This window comes from Mesorhizobium sp. M2A.F.Ca.ET.043.05.1.1, from assembly GCF_003952445.1.
GTDB lineage: Bacteria > Pseudomonadota > Alphaproteobacteria > Rhizobiales > Rhizobiaceae > Mesorhizobium.
On record NZ_CP034446.1, the window covers coordinates 2,439,361 to 2,459,069 of the forward strand.

Consider the following 19,709-nt stretch of genomic DNA (forward strand, 5'->3'; position numbering starts at 1 on the left):
GAAGGTTACGATGTGATGCCCGTGTTCGTCTCCATGCAGCAGCAGTTTTGGGATTCGTGGCTCGCCTCCCTGCCCCGATCGCAAGACCCGGAAACAGCGAACTTGACGGACGGTACAGCCCGCTCCCTCTGGCAATCTGTAACAGTTGGGTTTGCCAAGATGCTGAGATCGCTTTTTCCACGGTCAGGGGGAGATAACGCGCCTGGCTTTTACGACATCAGCGGCATCGGACCCTTCAGCGCCTCGGCCAGCGCTTCGCGGAAGACCGCGATCGGGCGTGCCAGCCTGCCGGCCGGGGGGCGGTGGAGCAGCCAGCAGCGCACCTGCGGCTTGAAGCCGGGGCAGTCGACCACCTCGACCGCGTCGCGCCATTGGCTGCCCGACAGCGCACCGGGCGTGACGACGCCGATTCCGTGACCGCGCGCCACCAGCGACATTCTCAGGTCCGCGCCCTGCGCCTCGACGCCGACATGGAAAGGCAGCCGCGCCGCCTCGAAACGATGGCGGATGAAGGCGCGAAAGCCGCAGCCGGTTTCGTTGAGCACCCAAGAGTAGCGCGCCAGATCATCGAGCTCGGCCGGCTTCGGCACGCCGAGGCTTGGCGAGGCCACCAGCAGCACCGCCTGCACGCCGAGATCGTCGCCGACGAGTTCGGGCGGCGGCGCGACGTCCTCGGCGAGGCAGACGGCCACCGCGTCGATCTCGCTGTGCAGCACCTGCTCCACAAGGCGCGGCGAGAGGCTCGAGGTGATCTTCAGCGTCAGCTGCGGGAATGCCGCGCGAAGACTGTCGAGCGGCTCGGACAGCGCGCTGGTCGACAGATAGGGCATGATGCCGAGGCGGAACTCACCACGCACCTCGCCAGCCGGCGAGACGCCCGCCTTCAGGTCTTCCAGCGAGCGCAGCACGCGGCGGCCATGCTCATAAGCCTCGCGGCCGGATGCGGTGGGTTTGAGCGGCTTCGACTGTCGGTCGAGCAATGGCGTCGCCAGCCGCTCTTCGAGATTCTGGACCCGACGCGTCACGCCGGGCTGCGTGAGGTTGAGCCTGGCCGAAGCACCGACGATGGAGCCGGTTTCGACGACGGCCACGAAGGCTTCAAGGTCATGGATGTTCATGCGCAACTCGCATAATCATTATCAGGTCATTTCAATTGTAGCATTATGATCGTTGCCCATAAAGTCCTCGCGAAACATGCGAGGTCACCATGAACGGAACAGACAATGCGCGGATCGCCACGGCCGAGCTCGCCGAACGGCCACGACATGCCGGCGGCAGCACCATCACCCGCTCCCAGACCCTACTGTTCGCCGCTTCGGTCGGCATCATCGTCACCAATCTGTTCGCGCCGCAGACACTGGTCGGGCTGATCGGGCCGTCGCTCGGCGCCGCGGCATCGGCAAGCGGCTTGGTCTCGATGGCCACCCTGCTCGGCTATGCGGCCGGGCTGTTCTTCCTGGTGCCGCTGTCGGATCTGGTCGAGAACCGCGTGCTGGTGCTGCGCATGCTGTGCGCGGCCGTGCTCGCGGCAGCAGTCGCTTCGTTCGCGCCGTCCGCCACCTCGCTGCTGGTTGTGCTGTTCGTCCTCGGCGCCGCCTGTTCCTGCATCCAGGTGTTGGTGCCGGTGGCCGCCTCGATGGCGCCGCCGGGCCAGGAAGGGCGCGTCATCGGCGACGTTATGAGCGGCCTGATGATCGGCATCCTGTTGTCGCGTCCGATCGCCAGCCTCGTCGCCGACGCTTTCGACTGGCGCGCCTTCTACGGCATCAGCGCCGCGGCGCTGGCGCTGCTTGCCATCCTGCTCGGCCTCACCTTGCCGAGACGGCGACCGCTGGCGCAGGCGCGCTATGCCGGGCTCATCGCCTCGCTGGTCCGGCTTCTGCGCCAGGAGCCGGTGCTGCGCCGCCGCGCCTTCACAGCGAGCCTGGTGATGGCCGCCTTCAGCGTGTTCTGGACGGCGGTGGCGCTGCGCCTCGCCGCTCCACCCTTCGACCTAGGCCAGAAAGGCATCGCGCTTTTCGCGCTGGTCGGCGCCGGGGGCGCGGCGGTGACGCCTGTCTTCGGCCGAGCCGGCGACCGCGGCTTCACGCGCTCCGCCACGATCCTCTGCCATCTCGTGCTGATCGCGGCGCTCGGGCTTGCGGCATGGGCGGGCGCGGCCAAGGCCGGCGGGGCGTGGCTGCCGCTCATCCTCATGGGCGTCAGCGCCGTGCTGCTCGACATCGGCGTCACCGGCGATCAGACGCTGGGCCGCCGCGCGGTGAATCTCCTGCAGCCCAAGGCGCGCGGCCGCATCAACGGGCTGTTCGTCGGCATCTTCTTCATCGGCGGCGCGATCGGCTCGCTGCTGGCCGGTCTTGCCTGGGCCTGGGGCGGCTGGACCGCGGTGTGCGCGACAGGCGCGGTATTCGGGGTGGTGGCGCTGGTGGTGGATTGGGTGGAGTAGCGCAATCTCCTCCTTCTCCCCTTGCGGGAGAAGGTGGCCGCGAAGCGGCCGGATGAGGGGTGTTCCAGGGAACACCCACCCCTCACTCCGCTGGAACACCCCTCATCTGTCTCGGCGCTATCGCGCCGATCCACCTTCTCCCACAAGCAAGGGGGGAAGGAGGAGGCACTACTCAATCCCGCCCGTCACAACATACGCGCCAGCAGCGCGCCCGTCCGGCGACTTCGCAATGGCCGTGACGATCGAGCCATATGAACCCCGCCACACGCTGTGGAAACCTTGATGCGTCGCGGCGGGCAGCACGATCCGGCCTCTGTAGCGGTTGCCGCCGGCCCGCATGATCACCGGCTCGCCGTTGACGTGGACTTTCACCGTCGCTTCCGACTCCGCCGGCTCGATCTCCAGCGCGATCGCGATCTCGTCGGTGTCACCGGCGTGGACCGTTTCGGCAGTCAGCTTCAGGGCAAACGGCGCGTCGCCAGCGCCCCTCCTCACACCGCTGCCCGCCGCAAACACATCATCGGCAAGCGCGGGCGTGCGCGGCGGGGCGGTGCGGCGCTTGGTGGCGCGCTCATAGTCGCCAGCCATCGTCAGCAGCGCCGTGTCGTCATAGGCCTTGCCGGCGAAGGTGAGGCCGACCGGCATGCCGATATCGACCATGGTGCCCATCGGCACCGTCACCGTCGGGATGCCCAGATGCCGCCAAACGAGATTGCCGTTGGCGACCCAAGTGCCGTTGCGCCAGGCAAGCCGGGCGGAAGCCTCGTTCACGTCGGCATCGGCCGGCCCGACATCGGCCACCGCCGGCAGCACGACAGCATCGAGGCGGTTGGCATGGAGCCAGTCCTCGAAGTCGACGCGGCGCGTTGCCTCGAGGCCTTTCAGGCCTTCCCCGATGGTTGGGATATCTTCCAGTCGCGCCACGCCCCGCTTCGCCCGCTCGACATACTGCGCCAGATCGAAATCGGCCTCGCCGTAACGGTCGCGCAACGCGCCCGGCGGCTGCGGGAAGATCTTTGCGCCATCGACTGAAGCAAGATCGGGGATGGCCGGATCGGCGTTGGCGCGCAGGAAATCGTCCCACGACCAGATCGACAGATCCCAGATCTCGCGCTCAGCGAATTCCGGCGGCACAAGGCCACGATCGACCATGGAGCGCTCGCCCGGACGGTCGCGCTCGTAATTGGAGACGACGGGGAAATCGACCTCGACCACCTCCGCGCCGAGGGCTTGCAGGTCTCGCGCCGCTTGCCGCCAGAGCTCCAGCACCGAGGCGCGGGTCTCGATCGGCCGGTCGGCGCCGTCATCCTTGCCGATATACATTTTGGGCACGCCGAGCCGCTTGCCCTTGAGCGCGCCTTGCAGCGGAAGGGCGGTATAGCTCGCTGGCCGCAGCGTCGAGGCTTTCGGGATATCCACCCAGGGCTGCACACGCCAGAAATCGCCGCGCGCCTCGGCGTCGTCGGCGACGACCACGTCGAGCAGTTCGAGCATGTCGGCGATGCTGCGCGTATGCGGCACCACCACATCCATGGTCGGCACCAGGGGCCAGTTGCCGCGCACCGAGATCACGCCGCGCGAGGGCGTGTAGGCGGTGAGCGCATTGTTGGACGCAGGCGCGCGCCCGGACGACCAGGTTTCCTCGCCGAGCCCGAAAGCGGCGAAGGACGCGGCGGTTGCCGTGCCCGATCCGTTGGACGAGCCGGAGGCGAAGGCGGCGGTGAGGAAATCTTTGTTATACGGGCTCTCGGCGCGGCCATAGACGCCGCGCTGCATGCCGCCATTGGCCATCGGCGGCATGTTGGTGAGGCCGATCAGCACCGCGCCCGCGGCGCGCAGGCGGGCAATGGTGAAGGCGTCCTCCGTGGCGACAAGATGCTCGAAGGCGGGCGAACCCGCGGCGACCGTCAGGCCCTTCACCTTGTAACTGTCCTTGGCCGTGTAAGGGATGCCGTCGAGCGGTCCGAGCGCCTTGCCCGCGCGGCGACGCCAGTCGGACGCTTCCGCTTCCTCGAACATGTTCGGGTTGAGGACGGGCACGGCGTTGAGCGTGATGCCGTGACGGTCGTAATGGACAATGCGCCGCAGATAGGCCGCGACCAGCTCGACGCTGGTGACGGTGCCGTCCTCCAGCGCGCGGCGCAGGTCGGCGATCGAGGCTTCGACGAGGTGGAGAGTGGGCATGGCACGTACCTTGGACTTGGCGGCCGGAACCGATCGAGGACCGCGTTCCGTCACACCCCCTCTGCCCTGCCGGGCATCTCCGCCGCAAGGGGGAGATTGATGTCACGATCGCTTTCGCCAATTTCCGGGCTGGAGTGTAAGCCGACGCATGCTGCTGACCCCCTGCGGGGGAGACGGCCGAGCTTTGCCAAGACTAAGTGCGGGACATCATCGAGGCGAAGAATGTGGCTCGATAGAGAACCTTACGGACTCTGCCGGCCCACGACTGTGCGCGGAAAGCCACATTGCCCAGGAATAGCTGGACTGAATGGAAGGCGCATTGGTTGACAGCACAGGATGTTATGGGATCATCCGGCAGGGATTTTGCAGGAGAGCTTGGCATGAAGAAAGTCTACGAGAAGCCCACTTTGGTTCTTAGAGGCAGGCTTGGGGCGATCACCGCCGCGAATGCCCCGGTGGTGTTGTCCAACCCGCCGGCGCCGCCGGCATAAAACGGGCATCCACCGAACACGAGCAATCATTCCTCGACGCGATGCAATTCCAGAACGGCGTGCGGCCGCTTCCGGCCCCATTGCCGGGACAAGATGCCGATGGCAGTCCGCCGAACCTGCCAAAAGGTGCCCACGCCGCTCAGCGCGCCAGCACCAGATCGTCCAGCACGAGCTGCCAATAGTGCCTGGTGGAAACGCGCACGCGCGTCACAGCCTTCAGCATGGGCGCGTAGTGAACCGGCGACAATGCCGATAGCACCACCTCATCGCTGGCGACGAGTTCGTCGCCCAGCCAGCTTTCAATCAGCGCCACCTCGCCTTCCGATCTCAGCCAGGCGGCGGTCAACATGACCGAATGAAAGCCGAAGGGTGTGCTGCCGCCGAACTCGGCTGGGTGGCCGCTGCTGGTATAGGCTGCGTGGTTGCCGCGGATGCTGCCGTTGAGATAGCCTTCGCTCTCCTTGACGTAGTTTCTAGCGATGGCGTTGATGTTGCGCCACTCCAGGCCGGCATGGCCGGAAGGCACTTTCTTGAAGTCGAGTGATGTGACGTCGTCAAACCCGATCCGCGACAGCACGGCCTCGTCGGCGATTGCGTCCGGCCTCAGTTCGCCGAGGTCGGTCGGATAGGGAGAAAGCGCCAGACGCCGCCCGATATCCGGGCCCGAAATCTCCAGTGTGTCAGCCAGGTCCGGGAGGTCGAAGTAGAAGCTGCCTGCCGCAAGCGGCATGGTCTGCAGCAGTTCGCCCTTGCCCATCACCTTCAATGTCGCATGAGCCGATGCCGGGACCCTGCCGCGCAGGCTCCGCCCCGGGATCAACCCGACAAGTCCCGGCAGATCCTCTCCCACCAGACCGGCGGGCGACCCCGGCAGTTCGACCAGCCGCAACATCTGGCTCTCATTGCCCGTGCTGACGCGCCAGCCCTTGGGGACGGACACCGAAAACCGGTAGAGTCCAGGCGCGCGCAGGCTTGCCCACCGCTTTCTGGTCGACATGAGGAAGTTGGCGAAGCCGGAGCTGTTGCTGGTGGCCGAGGTAATGAACGCGCCCTTGTCGTCGAACACCCGTACGACAATGCCGCCCATCGGCCGGTCGGCCTCGCCGAACCTGCCGTCGCCGTCGACATCCATGAAGACGAAGGACGAGTAATTCAACGCGTGGTCCGTTGCCGACCAATTGGCGCGGACCCGATAATCGTGCGCGGGATCGGCGCTGCGGCGCAGCTTGCGCCGCTTGCGGCGCCGGCGTAGGGCGAGCGCAATGAGCGCGATGGCCCCCGCAACCACGAGAGCCGAGACGAAAAGGACAAGAGCGCTAGCAGCCACAGGCGCCGCGCTCCTGGCCGCGCAACCGATTGCCGGCGATCAGTATCGTCAGCGCCGGCAGCCTGTCAGTCGGTCTCTTCATCGGTCTCCCCGCGCCTCTCGCCGTCCGATGGCGGCAGGCGGCCAACATCCTAGCCGAGCCTTCCGCCGTGGCTAAAGCATGTCTCTCGAAAGTGGGAACCGGTTTCGGGATAAAGACATGCGTAAATCAAAAACCTAAAGCGCATGGAGCGAATCTGAAAGATCGCGACGCGCTTTAGGTGCCGGACACCACAGAGATGCGATAAATGTGCCTCGATAGATCCTCCCGGCGATATATTCCGAACCCGGCTTCCAGCCGGCGCGACCATCACACTATTGGGCGGCGGTTGCTTCAGTAGAACGCTGTCCCCAGAAACAGAACGGCCCGTCCTGGCCGCTTACTTGACAGGAACTCGTCGTATGAGATTATCGGACGGGATTTTCGAGGAGAGCAATCGCATGAAGAAGACTTACGAGAAGCCTATTTTCGTCCGCAAGGGCAAGCTTTCGGCGATTGTGGCGGGTTCTTTGCCCACGCCGGGTTGACGCTGAAATCATCGCCATTTTGAGCATCTATCGATAGGGGACATCCTGATATGAAGAAGACATATGTGAAGCCTGAGTTCGTCCGCAAGGGCAAGCTTTCGGCTGTTGTGGCCGGCTCGCTGCCGGCTCCACAGTGATCGAGAGACCCAAAGCCTGGTCTTTCAAGAATCCCCGCCACGGCGGGGATTTCTGTTTTCTCACCCCAGTTCCACCCACACCGGCGCATGGTCGCTGGGGTTTTCCCCTCCCCGCACCTCGCGGTCGATGCCCGCCGCTTTCAGTTTTCGCGCCAGCTTCTTCGACAGCAGGATGTGGTCGAGACGCAATCCGGCATCGCGCGGCCAGCGGTTCCGGCGGTAGTCCCAGAAAGTGTAGAGCCTCTCTTCCCTTGGAAATACCTTGCGCAGCGCGTCGGTCCAGCCCTGGTCGATCAGCGCTGCAAAGGCGGCGCGGCTTTCGGGCTGCACCAGCGCGTTGTCGTCATAGGAGCGGGTCTCATAGATGTCGCGCGGTTCGGGCACGATGTTGAAGTCGCCGGCAAGCGCCACCGGCAGGCCGGTGTCGAGGAGCTCGGCCGCATGCGCGGCGAAGCGCTCGTGCCAGGCGAGCTTGTAGTCGAATTTCGGGCCCGGCCGCGGGTTGCCGTTCGGCGCGTAGAGGCAGGCGATGACGACGCCGTCGACCGCGGCCTCGATGTAGCGGGCCTGGCGGTCGGTGTCCTCGCCAGGCAGCGCGTCACGCGTCAGCACCGGCTCGGCGCCGCGCGCGAGGATCGCCACGCCGTTCCAGGTCGGCTCCCCCTTCCAGACCGCGCCATAGCCGGCATTCGCGAGCTTGGTCAGTGGGAACTGGGTGTCGCGGGATTTCAGCTCCTGCAGGCAGACGACATCGGGTTTGGCGGCGGCCAGCCAGGCCAGCAGGTTTTCAAGACGATTGTTGATGTTGTTGATGTTGAAGGTGGCGAGTTTCATTTGCCGAAGACGCCCCTCGCTTCGTCATCCTCGGGCTTGACCCGAGGATCCATGCCGTGACGCATGCCAAGGAATGCGGCGGAGAAGAATATTGCCCCGTCGCAGCGCTCGTATGTAACGGCATGGATCCTAGGGTCTGCGCGCGTCGCTTCGCTCCTTGCTTCGCCCTAGGATGACGAAGCCGAGGGCTGCGCGAACTTAGCCACCATCGTCTCCGCCACCGTCTTCAAATGATCCGCCGTCGAAAAGCCCGAGATGGCTTTGCGCGGCTTGAGGTCATGGTCGCCGTCCTCCAGCCAGACCACCTCGATGGCATTGGAAAGGCCGTAGGTCGCGACTTCCTCCTTGGTGCCGAACTCGTCGCGCGTGCCTTGGAAGATCAGCGTCGGCGTCTTCAGACCGATGAGATGTTTCGTCCGCAACTGCTCGGGCCTGCCCGGCGGATGGAAGGGATAGCCAAGACACACCAGGCCGGCGATCTCGCCCTTGGCGAACATCTCGTCGGCGACCATGGACGCGACGCGGCCGCCCATCGACTTGCCGCCGATGATCAGCTTGCCGGTCACGCCTTTGGCGCGCAGATCGGCGATTGCCTTCACATATTCCGGGTTGACCGTCTCGGCGCGCGGCGGCGGCTTGCGGTGGCCATAGCGGCGCGCCGCCATATAGTGGAACTCGAAGCGCGCGACCTGGAAGCCGGCCGTGCTGAGCGCCTTGGCGGTGGCGGTCATCGAAGGCGAGTCCATCGACGCGCCGGCGCCATGGGCGAGCAGGATGGTGACGGGAGCGGTGTCGAAGCCGTCGAAGAGGAAGTGGGTCATGGATGCGCCAACCTCGCCTTCTCCCCTTGTGGGAGAAGGTGGCCGAGCGAAGCTCGGACGGATGAGGGGTGCTCCAGCTTGGCGGATACGCCCGCCAATATCCTTACTTGCGACAAGGTCACCAGCGCCTCATTCCTTCCAACACCCCTCATCCGTCTCGGCGCTGACGCGCCGATCCACCTTCTCCCACAAGGCGAGAAGGTTGGGCGCTACCCCGCCGTGCGCGCCATGTGCAGATCCACGAATTGTATCCCCTTCTGCGCAGTCCGCGCCCATTCGGACTCCGCGTCCAGTTCCAGATAGCGGACCCAAAGCCGCCGCGCTTCCATCAAGTGGCCCGCATCGAACTCCAGCCGCGCGAGATTGAACACCGGGTCGGCATAGGCCTTGTCGAGCGCGACCGCCTTCTGCAGGTGGCGCCTTGCCGACGCCACCTTGCCCTCGTCGCTCATCAGACCGGCGAGGTTGAACCAGGCTTCCACAAAGCCCGGATCGAGCTTGATCGCCCGGGCATAGTCGTGCGCGGCTTCAGCGATCCAGCCGGCGCCGCGCAGGCAGTTGGCGCGGTTGAAGGCGGCGATGGCGTCCTTAGGGTCGATCGCCAGGCAGCGCTGGTAGAGCGCGGCCGCATCGTCGTGACGCCCCTCCTCTTCCGCCATCTCCGCCTCGGCGAAGAGCTCTTCCAGCGTGTCGTCTTCCGGCGAGCCGAGGTCGAACAGCAACTGGCCATCGAGCTCGCTTGTCCCGTCGTCGAGATAGATCGCGTCCGGCCGGCCGTGCTGCGAGCCGAGATTGAGCGATTTTGCGGTGAGCGAGGCGACCGGGCCGGAGCGGTGGACCGAGCGCGCGATCGCGCCCCAGCTGGCGCCGCTGGCGATCAGCCCGGCATATTTGCGCGCCAGGATCAGGTCGCGGAAGGAATAGGGCTCGCCGTCATGCTCGAAGGCGTCGAACAGCGAGAGCATGTCGAGGTCTCCGCCGGCGAGCCGCGACTGGTCGATCAGCGATTGCCTGGAGAGCGACGAGGCGTCGGGCGCCTTCATCAGGCCGAGCAGGCGCAGGAAGCCGTTCTCGCTGACCAGAGTGCGTCCGGCTTCGCGTTCGGCCTTGGCGCGGCGCTCAATCTCGGCATCGCCGGATTTCGCCTTGGCCAGAAGCGCGCGACCGAACACGACATGGGTGGTGCGACGGGTGACGCCGCGCCTCAGCTCCGCATGGCGGCGCTCGACCTCGCGCGCGGCGAGCCGCAGCGGAAAGGCGGCCAGCGCGCCGACGACGCCGAAGACGGCGCCGGGAACGATCACCGGCCCTCCCGTCATTTCTTGCTCTTGCCGACGGCCTTCAACAGGTTCGCCTTCAGCGGGTTCTCAGATGCCCCGCCGGCAGCCGTCTTCCTGGCGGGCTTTGCGGGCGCTTCCTCGGCCTTGCTCTTCGACTTGGCCGGGGGCTTGGCCTGCTGCGACAGGCTGGCCTTCAGCGCATCCATGAGGTTGATGACATTGCCGCGCTCGGGCGCAGCCGCGATGATCGGCTTGTGGCCCTTCAGCTTCTCGCGGATCATCGCCATCAGCGCCACCTCATAGCGATCCTCGTAGTTCTTCGGGTCGAAGTGGGTTTGCTTCTGCTTGATCAGCGCCATGGCCAGTTCGAGCATTTCCGGATCCGGCTTTCCGGCCGGGATGTTGCCGAAATATTCAGCCGTGCCGCGCACTTCGTTGGGGTTCCTCAAGGTGCAGACGAACATGCCGTTCTCGCGCGCGCCGATCGTCACCACCCGCTCGCGGCTGGAGAGCACCAGCCGCGCAATCGCCAGCTTGCCGGATTTGCGCATGGCTTCGCGCAGCACCGCGAAGGTTTCCTCCGCCATGGCGCCGTCGGGCGCGAGATAATAGGGTGAGTCCTGGTAGATGACATCGACCTCGCCCTCGTCGACAAAGGCCTCGATGTTCATCGTGTGGTTGGATTCGATCCGGACCGCGTCGAGATCGGCATCATCGATGATGATGTACTGCTTGTCCTCATACTCATAACCGCGCACCAGGTCCGAGCGCTCGACCAGGCCGAGCTCTGGGTCGACCGGCTTCATGTTGATGCGGTTGTGCGTCTTCTTGTGCAGCTGATTGAACGAGATGCGCTCGCTCGCGCTGGTGGCCGGGTAAAGCCGGACCGGACAGCTGACGAGGCTGAGCTTGAGGTAACCTTTCCAACTTGCCCTGGGCGCCATGATGAACTCCTACGCGGCCATGCACTGACACTATGTTGGAGCATGGTCCTGTCGCGATCATGCTCTTGCAGCGCTTCGTCCGTAGGACGATTGAGGCTGCGGAAATCCTACACCGACCCGTGATGGTACTGCCGAAATCCTAGCGAAGTGTTTTCTGAGGCCAGTTGGCGCGGAGGATAGTTCAAATTGTAGCTAGCGTCGATGGAGTGGATTGAGACGCTGGAGATTAGCCGAAGCCCCGAAGCTTCGTCATCCTAGGGCGAAGCAAGGAGCGAAGCGACGCGCGCAGACCCTAGGATGACGAAAAACGGGAAGGCAGATCCCGCGCCGCCTCGTCGATCTCAGCCCAGGGATCGCCCGAGGTCTCCAGCAGGCCCGGCAGCGAGGCGTAGTTCAGGTCCTCCGGCGCGTCGATCGTCTCGAGGTCTGTCCAGCTCACCGGCGTAGAGGCCGGCAGGTTGGTGCGGGCGCGCAGCGAATAGGGAGCGGCGGAGGTGTGGCCGCGGGCGTTGCGGTGGAAGTCGATGAAGACGCGCTTCTTGCGGTTCTCCTTGCCCATGGTGGTGGTGAAGGTGTCGGGCGCGCTTGCCGCGAGCAAGGTGGAAATGGCGCTGCTCGCCTGGTGCAGTTTCTTCCAGTTCTGCTTCCGGGTCACCGGCACGGTGATGTGGATGCCCTTGCCGCCGGAGGTCTTCACGAAGGGCACCAGGCCGAGGCTTTCCAGCCCGCCCTTGATGTGGACCGCAGCCTCCACTACTTCGCGCCACGAGATCCCCTCGCCCGGGTCGAGGTCGAAGACGATCTGGTCCGGCCCGTCGAGTTTTGTGCGGTGCGTGCCCCAGGTATGGAACTCGACGACGCCGAATTGCGCCAGCGCCAGGTAGCCCTTGGCGTCCTCGACCGACAGATAGGTTTTCGTCTCGCCTTCGGAGTTGGTGCTCTCGAACACCGCCACCGAAGGCGGCATGCCGGTGAAAGCGTGGCGCTGGAAGAAGCAGTCCTGCGGTTTTCCCGTCGGGCACCGCACTAGCGACACCGGCCGGCCGATGATGTGCGGCAGCATGAAATCGCCGACCAATGCGTAATAGACGGCGATGTCGAGTTTTGTCGGCCCGGTCTTGCCGAATAGCCGACGCTCCGGATTGGTGACCCAGATGGTGGCGAGGTCGGATTCGGCGATCAGCCGCTTGCGTTTCACCGGCACCGGCGTGGTCAGCCCGCCGACATCGCGCAATCCGCGAAAGACGCCGTGGCGAATCGCATTGTCGGCGGTGCGATTCGAATAGCGCACGCGCGCCGACAGCAGCGGCTTCACCCAATGCATCTCGCGCATGATCTCGCGCGGCACGCCTTCCGGCGGGCTGGCGCCGGCCGTCAGCCGTTCCAGCCTGCCAAGCAGCTCGGTCGCCATGTCGCGGTCGAAGCCGGTGCCGACCTTGCCGCGATAGTGCAGCTCACCATTCTCGAACTCGGCCATGCCGAGCGCGGCCAGCCCTTCCGCCCGGTCGGAGACGGTGTAACCGGCGATGACGAAATCATCCGTCTTTTGCGCCTTCACCTTGGCCCAGCTCTTGGTGCGGCCGCTCATGTAGATGGCGTCGGCGCGTTTGGAGACGACGCCTTCGAGCCCCAGCTCCGAGGCCTGATCGTAAAGGCCCTGCCCGTCACCCTCGACATGGTCGCTGTACTGGATGGCGGCATTGGCGGCCTGGCCGGCGAGCAGCTCGGCAAGCAGCGCCTTACGCTTTATGAGCGGCGCCTTGCGCAGGTCCCAGCCGTCGAGATGCAAAAGATCGAAGGCGTAGAAATGCAGCTTTGAACCTGCGCCTTCGGCCAGCGCGTCCTGCAGCAGCGCGAAGCGCGAGATGCCCCTGTCGTCGAGCACCATGATCTCGCCGTCGATGATCGCCTGGGCGACCGGCAGGCGCGAAAAGGCCTGCGGGAGATCGCCATAGCGCCCGGTCCAGTCGATGCCGCCACGGGTGATCAGCCGCACCTCGCCATCCGTCACATGCGCCATGGTGCGGTAGCCGTCGAATTTGATCTCGTGCAGCCACAGCTCGCCCGTCTTCTCCGCCGGCCCCTCGCCGCCCGGCGGATTCGGCACCTGGGTGGCAAGCTGCGGCTCGATGCGGCTTGGCGGCGCGGCCTTGAGCGCGCCGGGCAGCGCGCCTGGTTTCAGCGAACCTAGCTTCGGAGGCAGACGTTCCCGCTTCCTCGGCGGCGCCCCCAGTTCCTCGATCCGGCGGCCGGACTTCACGCTTTCCGGCCGCTCGCTCAGAATGTCGCGTTTCGCATCGGCAGCGAGGTCGCGCTCCTTGAACAGCAGCCAGTTCTTCTTGCTCTCGTCCTCGCCGGGCTTGGGCTTCAGGCGCGTCAGCATCCAGCCGCCATTGAGCTTCTCGCCGGCCAGCCGGAACTTGAAGGCGCCGGTGCGCAGGCTTTTGCCGACATCCTCCATCGGCGCCCAGGTGCCAGTATCCCAGACGATCATCGGCCCGCCGCCATATTCGCCCTCGGGAATGACGCCCTCGAAATCGATATATTCGATCGGGTGGTCCTCGGTCTCGACGGCAAGCCGCTTGTCGGCCGGGTTGAGCGACGGCCCGCGCGGGACGGCCCAGCTTTTGAGCACGCCGCCGATTTCGAGGCGGAGATCGTAATGGTCGGCGGTGGCGTGGTGTTTGTGGACGACGAAGCGGTTGGAGCCCTCGGAGGCGAGGCCGCCCGCGGGCTCGGGGGTGCGGGAGAATTCGCGCTTGGCGCGGTAGGGTTTGAGGTTGGCGGGCATGGATCAGGCGCCGAAGAACGCAATGGAATACGGCGACCGCCGAGTTCCCTCGCCCTCCTCTCTGTCCTGCCGGACATCTCCCCCTCTAGGGGGAGATTGGCAGTTCGAGCGCCGGCACCTCTCTTGCAACGGTGGCGATTGGCGAAACCGGCGGCGATATCTGATCTCCCCCCTTGAGGGGGAGGTGTCCGGCAGGACAGAGAGGGGGGCTGTCCCGCCAGCATCTGAGATTTTCCTATAGTGCGGCGGAGCAAAGGAAAGAGATCAATCGTCAATCGCCGGCGTCAATTCCAGCTCGGCCGGGGTCAGCCCCTGCTTCAGCTGGCTCAGCCGGAACTCGTCGACCCAGTAGGCCTCGCCATCGACCAGGACGCGGGCGCTGTAGGTGCCGCCGGAAAAGCGCTGCGCGGTGACATAGACCTTGTGGCGCTCGAGCGCGGACTTCACCGCGGCGCGGCGGGACTTTTCTCTGGCGACGGGACTGGCCATGGCCTCACTCGAACACGCTGCCGCCGAAGAATGCGGCTGCCATAAGCATGGCGGAGAGCGGAATGTGAGTCAATTTGGCCAGCGCAGGTGGCCCACTCACCGCCCCGCCCGCAGCCGCCGCCAGCGCTGCATGAAGTCCTGCGCGAGCTTGAAGAGCCGCGGGTTGTCGCGCACGAAGGCGACGCCCCGGCCGCGGTAGTTGATGGCGCCGCTCGCGGCAAGGCCTTTCAGCGTGATGCCGTAGCAAAGTTCGGACAGAACCGACTTCACCGCGCCCATATGCTCCTTGTAGCTCTGGTTGCCGACCGACAGGTCGAAATAGTCGAAGCCCTGCCCGCGGCCCCAGCGGATCAGCTCGCCCATGATGCACAGCCCGGGCGAAACGTTGGGCACCGCGGCCTGGTCGATCGCGACCAGCAGCGCATGCAGTGTGCCGAGATGGACCGCCAGGTACTGGACCGCGACCATGACGTCGCCGGCGCGCAGGCCGAAGACGCGTACCGAACCGTCCTTCAGACCGCGCTGCGCCGCGCTTCGGTAGAAATCGGCGACCGGCGGCCGCGCCAGGAGATCGAACCGGCCGAGTTCGCGAAAACGGCTGAGCCGCATTTCGACCAGCTTGCCGAAAATCGAGTCCACCAACGCCGGCGTGTCGGCTTCCACCAGCGCCAGGCCACCATTGCGGTCCAGCCGGCGCAGGTCCTTGTTGAGGGCCTTGACGAAGGACGGACGGCAGATGCGCTTGACGACGGTGTCGGCGTCGCCGTCCATGGCGATGCCGTAGCGGGAATGGATGGAATCGCGCGCCGGCGAAAGCAGGGCGAGCGGATTGGCGACGCTGCCGATCTCCTTCGGGATACCAGTGATGTGGATGCGGTCCGCCGGCGGCAGCACGGAAAGCACCGCCGCCCAGGCGGCCTCGGCGGACTGCGTTGTCCAGGGCGTGGCGTCGGCGAGCAAGGGTGCCGCGTAGTCGCAGACCCCGCAGCTCAGCCACTCGATCACCCAATGGCCGAACGCGCGGCGCCGCATCAGCGGCACGAGCATCACAGGTTCGCCCGTCGCGGCGTCCCGCAATTCGACGATGGCCAGTTCGGCTTTCGGGGGCATGAGCCGCTCGACGATCCCCTCGGCCCAGGCGAAATGCTGGTGGCCGGTGCACACGCCGGTCGTCTCGAGACGCAGCCAGAGGGGCTTGGCCGTTTCGAGGCTGGTGTGCAACTGCGCCACGTAAGCGATGCCAGCGGTGCCGGCGTGCGGCGCGGCCCCGCCCTCGGCCAGGCCGGTCGTCATCGCGGCCATCGGCATTGCCTGGCTTGCCACATCATTCTCCTATCGTCTCTGCACGGCGAGCGTCGCCGCGCGGCGCCAGGCGCCGACCATCGTGGGGCGCTGCTCGTTGGGGTGCTTGAGGTTCCACATGCGGTTGGCCGTGAAATACCATGAGGCCACCAGCACGAAGGTCTCCGACACCGCGGCGCCGGCCAGCGCCCATGTCGACGGCGCGACGGCCAGCAGGATGCCGATCGTCGCCAGCCCGACGATCGCGCCGGCCATGGTGATGAAGGCGACGATGCGGAAATCGCCCAGAATCTCGAGGACCACGCGCGGCATCACATAGGCCATGATCGGCACGAAATTGGCGATGGCGAAAATCCCGATCAGGCCGACCGAGGCATGCTGCAGAGCCTGCGATTTGATCATCGGCAGGATGAACAGGACGCCGCAGCCATAGGCCAGGCTGCCGCAACCCATGACGAGCGCCCAGATCTTGGCCTGCGTCCAGACGCGGTCGAACTCCTTGTTGCGCACCAGCTTTGCAAGTTCCGGCTGCAGCATGTTCGAGAAGGCAAGGCTGGAGATGCGCAGCGGCGCGAACAGCACCAGCACCGCAGCCAGTGGGGCGTAGGCGGCAGGCCCGGCGATACCCGCGACCAGCAGCGCCAGGGATTGCCCCTGGATGTTGGTGGTGGTGGCGCTGAACCCCGACCAGCAGAGCTGCGGCCAGAGCTTTGCATAGCGCCGCCAGGTCGGCGCGCGAAACGAGACGCGCAGCCTGCGGCGCGCCAGTTTCACCAGCACCGCGATGCCGACGATATTGGCCGCGGCAAGTGCATAGAAGGTGGTCTGAAGCGCGTTCGCAAAGAACCAGATCGCCGCTGCCGCCAGCACTATGCCCGCGATCGTGAATGCGGCGTCGCTGATGGAGACGACGAGTTGCATGCGGCGCGCGAAGAATGCCGTACGCATATGGCTGCGCAGCGACCAGGCGCAGACGAAGCAGGCGGCGCCGATGCCGCTCGGGTCGCCCAAGAGGCGCATCAGCAGCCCCGTGCCCAGCCCCATCAGCAGCGCCACCACAAGCGCGGCCGATCCGAAGGTCATGTCATAGGCGTCGACGCCGGCGCTGTTGGTGCTCTTGCCCATCCATATGGCGGCCGGAACGGCGGTGAGCGAGCGGATATAGGACAGACCGACGCCGCCCATCACCATGGTCAGCGCGAAGAGGCCGTAACCTTCGGCCGACAGAAGATGCAGCAACGCGATGTTGAGGGCGAAGTGGAAGCCGCTCTGCATCGCCTCGCCGCCGATCATCAGCATGAGGCGCCGCACCAGATGGGCCGGGAAGGTGAACTTCACGGGCTCGTCTCCGCCTCGCGGGCGACGCGCGCCCGTCCCCGCCGCGGCGTGGCCTTCAGCTTGTCGGCCACGATCGCCACGATCGCGGCGGCGGCGATATGCTCGCTGAAGAGCGTCTCGTAGCGCGCGCGGGCGGCGGCGGCGAAGCCGCGCCAGAGCTCCGGCCGCTGGATGATCTCACTGAGCTTGCCGGCAAGGGCCTTGGCATCCCCCGGTGGCACATGCCAGCCGGTCTGGCCGTCGGCCACCACTTCCACCAGCCCGCCGATCGCCGACACCAGCGGCGGCCTGCCCCATCCCATCGCCTCGATGGCGACGCGACCGAGCGATTCCGGGCGGCGCGATGGCACCGCCACGATGTCGGCCCAGCGATAGTGGTCGGTGGGGTCGGAGACGAAGGGCAGCACCTCGACATGTCCGGTCAGCCCCATGCGACCGACCAGCTCGGCCAGCGCCTGCTCGCGCTCGACGCTTTCGAAGGCGCCGCCGACGAGACGGACCTCGACGCGATTGCGCAACCCAGCGGGAAGCGAGGCGACCGCTTCGAGCAGCACCTCCTGCCCCTTGATGCGGTTGACGCGGCCAAGCAGCAGGACCCGGAGCGGGCGGCTGCCGTCATAGGTCACCGGCAGGGCTGCCAGCGGCCCGGCGACGCCGTTATAGACGACATGCGTGCGCCGACCCCTGGCGTCGAGGGCCGGCGGATCGCCGAACGTTGCGCGCGTGGCGCGCGAGTTGAAGATCAGGTCCGCACGGCTCCAGCGCATCAGGGCGACAAGCACCTTGCGCAATATGCCCTCGGGGATCTCGTGGATGTGCAGCAGCGCCTTGCGCGGCAAAAGCCGCGCGGCCAGCGCATAGTCGGCGATGATCGAGGTGTTGATATAGGTCAGTTCGCTGCCCCGCATTCGACGCCAGGCGCGCCAGAGCGCCGCGGGCAGCCGCGCCATCTCGACGGTGGCGAGCCTGAGCATCGCCTGGCGCCTGAGCACCCAGAGCGGCTCGAACACGATGCGGCTGGCATGCGGCTTGAGGATCTCGACAATCGGCCCCTCGCGCGGCAGCACGACCTCGATCTCGGCGGCCGGAAACGCGGCGCGCAGCGCAGCCACGCTCTCGGCGAAGCTGCGGTCCGAACCATAGAGCTCGTAGCCCTGATGAACGCAGGCAATGCGCATCACTCTCTTTCCACCTTGCACCCCGAGTCCGCTCGGCACCGGACCCTTGAAGCGCGGAAGAAACTTCATGCCAAATCCGCACGCCGCTCCACCCGGCGGTGGCCACTGCAGGCCCGGGAGCAAGGATCATGCCGGCTTCCTGATTGCCCTGCTGCGGCCCTGGTACCCGACCGTGCCCCGTATCGACACAGATACGTCGCGAAGGTTGACCGATAATGAAGCAAGCCCCGCGTTCTGAAGAGAAATTTTACACCTTCATGCGAGTATCCACCCTGGGGGTACCCCTGGCACGGAAGTTGCTGGGCGGTCATTGACATAGCGACAACCATGACCGGACCCCGGGGGAATCCTTTTATTTTGAAACCGGAACGATCTTCCAACCCGATCGAAAAGCCTTCGATCCTGATCCTGGGGACACGCGGCATTCCGGCTTCGCACGGCGGCTTCGAGACTTTCGCCGAGCGGCTGGCGCTTTTCCTGGCCGGACGCGGCTGGAAGGTCGGCGTCTATTGCCAGAAGGAAGTCGAGCGCGTCGACCAAAGGGTGACGAGCGACATCTGGCGCGGCATCGAGCTCATCACCATCGAGGTCGCCTCCAGGGGTCCGCGCGCGACGCTGGAATTCGACTGGCAATGCGTGCTCGACGCCGCCAGGCGCCCCGGCGTGTGCCTGGTGCTCGGCTATAACGGCGCGGTGTTCCTGACCTGGCTCAGGCTCATGCGGCGCAAGATCATCACCAACATGGACGGCATCGAGTGGCGGCGGCCGAAATGGGGGCCGGCGGCGCGCGCCTGGTTCTGGCTCAACGAATGGATCGGCGCCTGGCTCTCGCAACGGCTTATCGCAGACCACCCTGCGATCGCCGACCATCTGGCGACGCGCCGGCCGCGCAGTGCCATCGCCACCATCGCCTATGGCGCCGACCCGGTGACCTCGGCGCCGGAGGAACCCGTTCGCGCGCTCGGGCTTGAGCCCGGCAAATATCTGGTCTCGATCGCGCGCATCGAACCCGACAACAACATCCTGCCGATCATCGAAGCCTTCCGTCGCCGCGATCGCGGCGACATGAAGCTGGTGGTGCTGGGCACGCTCAACGACGAGATCCCCTACCATCGCGCCGTGCGCGAGGCTGCAGGCACCACGGTGATCATGCCGGGCGCGATCTACGACCAGGCGACCGTGAAGGCGCTGCGCTACCATGCGCGCGCCTATATGCACGGCCACACCGTGGGCGGCACCAATCCCTCGCTGGTCGAGGCGCTGGCTGCCGGCAACATGGTGATCGCGCATGACAACCGCTACAACCGCTGGGTCGCCGGCGAGGCGGCGATCTATTTCAACGACACCGACAGCCTGAGCCAGCGGATCGACGCGGCGCTGGCCGACGACGCGCTGGTGGCGCGCTGCGGCAAGGCGGCGCGGGCACGCGCCCGCGAGGCCTTCCGCTGGGAAGACGTGCTCACCGCCTATGAGAAGGAAGCGCTGCGGCAGCTCGGCGGCGCCACCGCCGCGCCGGCGCAAGCCGACCGGGCCAAGCACGCATGACTGGGGCACGCATGACTGGGGCACGCATGACTGGG

Annotated in this window: 16 protein-coding genes; 4 read left to right on the forward strand and 12 right to left on the reverse strand. The window is 66.0% G+C overall.

What is annotated here, in order from left to right; all coding sequences use genetic code 11:
* Nucleotides 1-209: 209 nt before the first annotated feature.
* Nucleotides 210-1,118 (reverse strand): LysR family transcriptional regulator, encoded by a 909-nt coding sequence (locus EJ069_RS11925; RefSeq protein WP_126061446.1) that lies wholly within the window; start codon nucleotides 1,116-1,118, stop codon nucleotides 210-212.
* 89 nt (nucleotides 1,119-1,207) lie between these two features.
* Between EJ069_RS11925 and EJ069_RS11930 the strand changes: the two genes are divergently transcribed.
* Nucleotides 1,208-2,446 carry an MFS transporter gene (locus tag EJ069_RS11930; protein WP_126061447.1) on the forward strand — a complete coding sequence of 413 codons (1,239 nt, stop codon included), beginning with the start codon at nucleotides 1,208-1,210 and terminating at the stop codon, nucleotides 2,444-2,446.
* A gap of 168 nt (nucleotides 2,447-2,614) precedes the next feature.
* Here EJ069_RS11930 and EJ069_RS11935 read toward each other — a convergent pair whose 3' ends face one another.
* Complete coding sequence (locus EJ069_RS11935) at nucleotides 2,615-4,630, reverse strand: amidase (RefSeq protein ID WP_126061448.1); 2,016 nt, start codon at nucleotides 4,628-4,630, stop codon at nucleotides 2,615-2,617.
* Nucleotides 4,631-5,010: 380 nt separating this feature from the next.
* On the opposite strand from EJ069_RS11935, the gene EJ069_RS11940 reads away from it, so the two are divergent.
* On the forward strand, nucleotides 5,011-5,121 hold the full coding sequence (locus tag EJ069_RS11940; RefSeq protein WP_126061449.1) for a putative RiPP precursor: 111 nt from the start codon (nucleotides 5,011-5,013) through the stop codon (nucleotides 5,119-5,121).
* A gap of 139 nt (nucleotides 5,122-5,260) precedes the next feature.
* Here the strand turns inward: EJ069_RS11940 and EJ069_RS11945 are convergent, their stop codons facing one another.
* The gene (locus tag EJ069_RS11945) at nucleotides 5,261-6,448 is read right to left on the reverse strand and encodes a hypothetical protein (protein WP_126061450.1); all 1,188 of its coding nucleotides are present in this window, start codon (nucleotides 6,446-6,448) and stop codon (nucleotides 5,261-5,263) included.
* A 441-nt stretch (nucleotides 6,449-6,889) separates the two neighbouring features.
* Here EJ069_RS11945 and EJ069_RS33735 point away from each other — a divergent pair, with 441 nt between their 5' ends.
* Entirely contained in the window at nucleotides 6,890-7,015 is a 126-nt protein-coding gene (locus tag EJ069_RS33735) for a hypothetical protein (protein ID WP_281060066.1), read from the forward strand.
* Nucleotides 7,016-7,212: 197 nt separating this feature from the next.
* On the opposite strand, the gene xth is transcribed toward EJ069_RS33735, so the two are convergent.
* The 9 genes from xth to EJ069_RS12000 all read right to left on the reverse strand — a co-directional run bounded on the left by xth (nucleotide 7,213) and on the right by EJ069_RS12000 (nucleotide 18,198).
* A complete protein-coding gene (gene xth, locus EJ069_RS11960; protein ID WP_126061451.1) occupies nucleotides 7,213-7,986 on the reverse strand; it encodes an exodeoxyribonuclease III in 774 nt (257 codons plus the stop codon).
* Between the two features lie 167 nt (nucleotides 7,987-8,153).
* The gene (locus EJ069_RS11965; protein WP_126061452.1) at nucleotides 8,154-8,807 is read right to left on the reverse strand and encodes an alpha/beta fold hydrolase; all 654 of its coding nucleotides are present in this window, start codon (nucleotides 8,805-8,807) and stop codon (nucleotides 8,154-8,156) included.
* Nucleotides 8,808-9,016: 209 nt separating this feature from the next.
* Nucleotides 9,017-10,126, reverse strand: a complete 1,110-nt coding sequence (locus EJ069_RS11970) for a tetratricopeptide repeat protein (protein WP_126061453.1) — start codon at nucleotides 10,124-10,126, stop codon at nucleotides 9,017-9,019.
* Complete coding sequence (locus EJ069_RS11975) at nucleotides 10,123-11,031, reverse strand: Ku protein (protein ID WP_126061454.1); 909 nt, start codon at nucleotides 11,029-11,031, stop codon at nucleotides 10,123-10,125. The genes EJ069_RS11970 and EJ069_RS11975 overlap by 4 nt, the downstream gene beginning before the upstream one ends.
* Before the next feature lie 292 nt (nucleotides 11,032-11,323).
* Nucleotides 11,324-13,822, reverse strand: coding sequence for a DNA ligase D (gene ligD, locus EJ069_RS11980; protein WP_126061455.1), 2,499 nt, complete (start codon nucleotides 13,820-13,822; stop codon nucleotides 11,324-11,326).
* 264 nt (nucleotides 13,823-14,086) lie between these two features.
* Entirely contained in the window at nucleotides 14,087-14,311 is a 225-nt protein-coding gene (locus EJ069_RS11985; protein WP_126061456.1) for a hypothetical protein, read from the reverse strand.
* A 96-nt stretch (nucleotides 14,312-14,407) separates the two neighbouring features.
* Nucleotides 14,408-15,634, reverse strand: a complete 1,227-nt coding sequence (locus EJ069_RS11990; protein WP_245456516.1) for a GNAT family N-acetyltransferase — start codon at nucleotides 15,632-15,634, stop codon at nucleotides 14,408-14,410.
* Between the two features lie 9 nt (nucleotides 15,635-15,643).
* Complete coding sequence (locus EJ069_RS11995) at nucleotides 15,644-16,951, reverse strand: hypothetical protein (protein ID WP_126061457.1); 1,308 nt, start codon at nucleotides 16,949-16,951, stop codon at nucleotides 15,644-15,646.
* A complete protein-coding gene (locus tag EJ069_RS12000) occupies nucleotides 16,948-18,198 on the reverse strand; it encodes a glycosyltransferase (RefSeq protein WP_245456517.1) in 1,251 nt (416 codons plus the stop codon). The genes EJ069_RS11995 and EJ069_RS12000 overlap by 4 nt, the downstream gene beginning before the upstream one ends.
* A gap of 288 nt (nucleotides 18,199-18,486) precedes the next feature.
* Here EJ069_RS12000 and EJ069_RS12005 point away from each other — a divergent pair, with 288 nt between their 5' ends.
* The gene (locus tag EJ069_RS12005; protein ID WP_245456518.1) at nucleotides 18,487-19,674 is read left to right on the forward strand and encodes a DUF1972 domain-containing protein; all 1,188 of its coding nucleotides are present in this window, start codon (nucleotides 18,487-18,489) and stop codon (nucleotides 19,672-19,674) included.
* Nucleotides 19,675-19,709 lie beyond the last annotated feature (35 nt).

Excerpts from the sequence above, each read along its gene's own strand:
- EJ069_RS11925 (WP_126061446.1), bottom strand. The coding sequence starts at position 1,118 with ATGAACATCCATGACCTTGAAGCCTTCGTGGCCGTCGTCGAAACCGGC.
- EJ069_RS11930 (WP_126061447.1), top strand. The coding sequence starts at position 1,208 with ATGAACGGAACAGACAATGCGCGGATCGCCACGGCCGAGCTCGCCGAA.
- EJ069_RS11935 (WP_126061448.1), bottom strand. The coding sequence starts at position 4,630 with ATGCCCACTCTCCACCTCGTCGAAGCCTCGATCGCCGACCTGCGCCGC.
- EJ069_RS11940 (WP_126061449.1), top strand. The coding sequence starts at position 5,011 with ATGAAGAAAGTCTACGAGAAGCCCACTTTGGTTCTTAGAGGCAGGCTT.
- EJ069_RS33735 (WP_281060066.1), top strand. The coding sequence starts at position 6,890 with ATGAGATTATCGGACGGGATTTTCGAGGAGAGCAATCGCATGAAGAAG.
- xth (WP_126061451.1), bottom strand. The coding sequence starts at position 7,986 with ATGAAACTCGCCACCTTCAACATCAACAACATCAACAATCGTCTTGAA.
- EJ069_RS11965 (WP_126061452.1), bottom strand. The coding sequence starts at position 8,807 with ATGACCCACTTCCTCTTCGACGGCTTCGACACCGCTCCCGTCACCATC.
- EJ069_RS11970 (WP_126061453.1), bottom strand. The coding sequence starts at position 10,126 with ATGACGGGAGGGCCGGTGATCGTTCCCGGCGCCGTCTTCGGCGTCGTC.
- EJ069_RS11975 (WP_126061454.1), bottom strand. The coding sequence starts at position 11,031 with ATGGCGCCCAGGGCAAGTTGGAAAGGTTACCTCAAGCTCAGCCTCGTC.
- ligD (WP_126061455.1), bottom strand. The coding sequence starts at position 13,822 with ATGCCCGCCAACCTCAAACCCTACCGCGCCAAGCGCGAATTCTCCCGC.
- EJ069_RS11985 (WP_126061456.1), bottom strand. The coding sequence starts at position 14,311 with ATGGCCAGTCCCGTCGCCAGAGAAAAGTCCCGCCGCGCCGCGGTGAAG.
- EJ069_RS12000 (WP_245456517.1), bottom strand. The coding sequence starts at position 18,198 with ATGAAGTTTCTTCCGCGCTTCAAGGGTCCGGTGCCGAGCGGACTCGGG.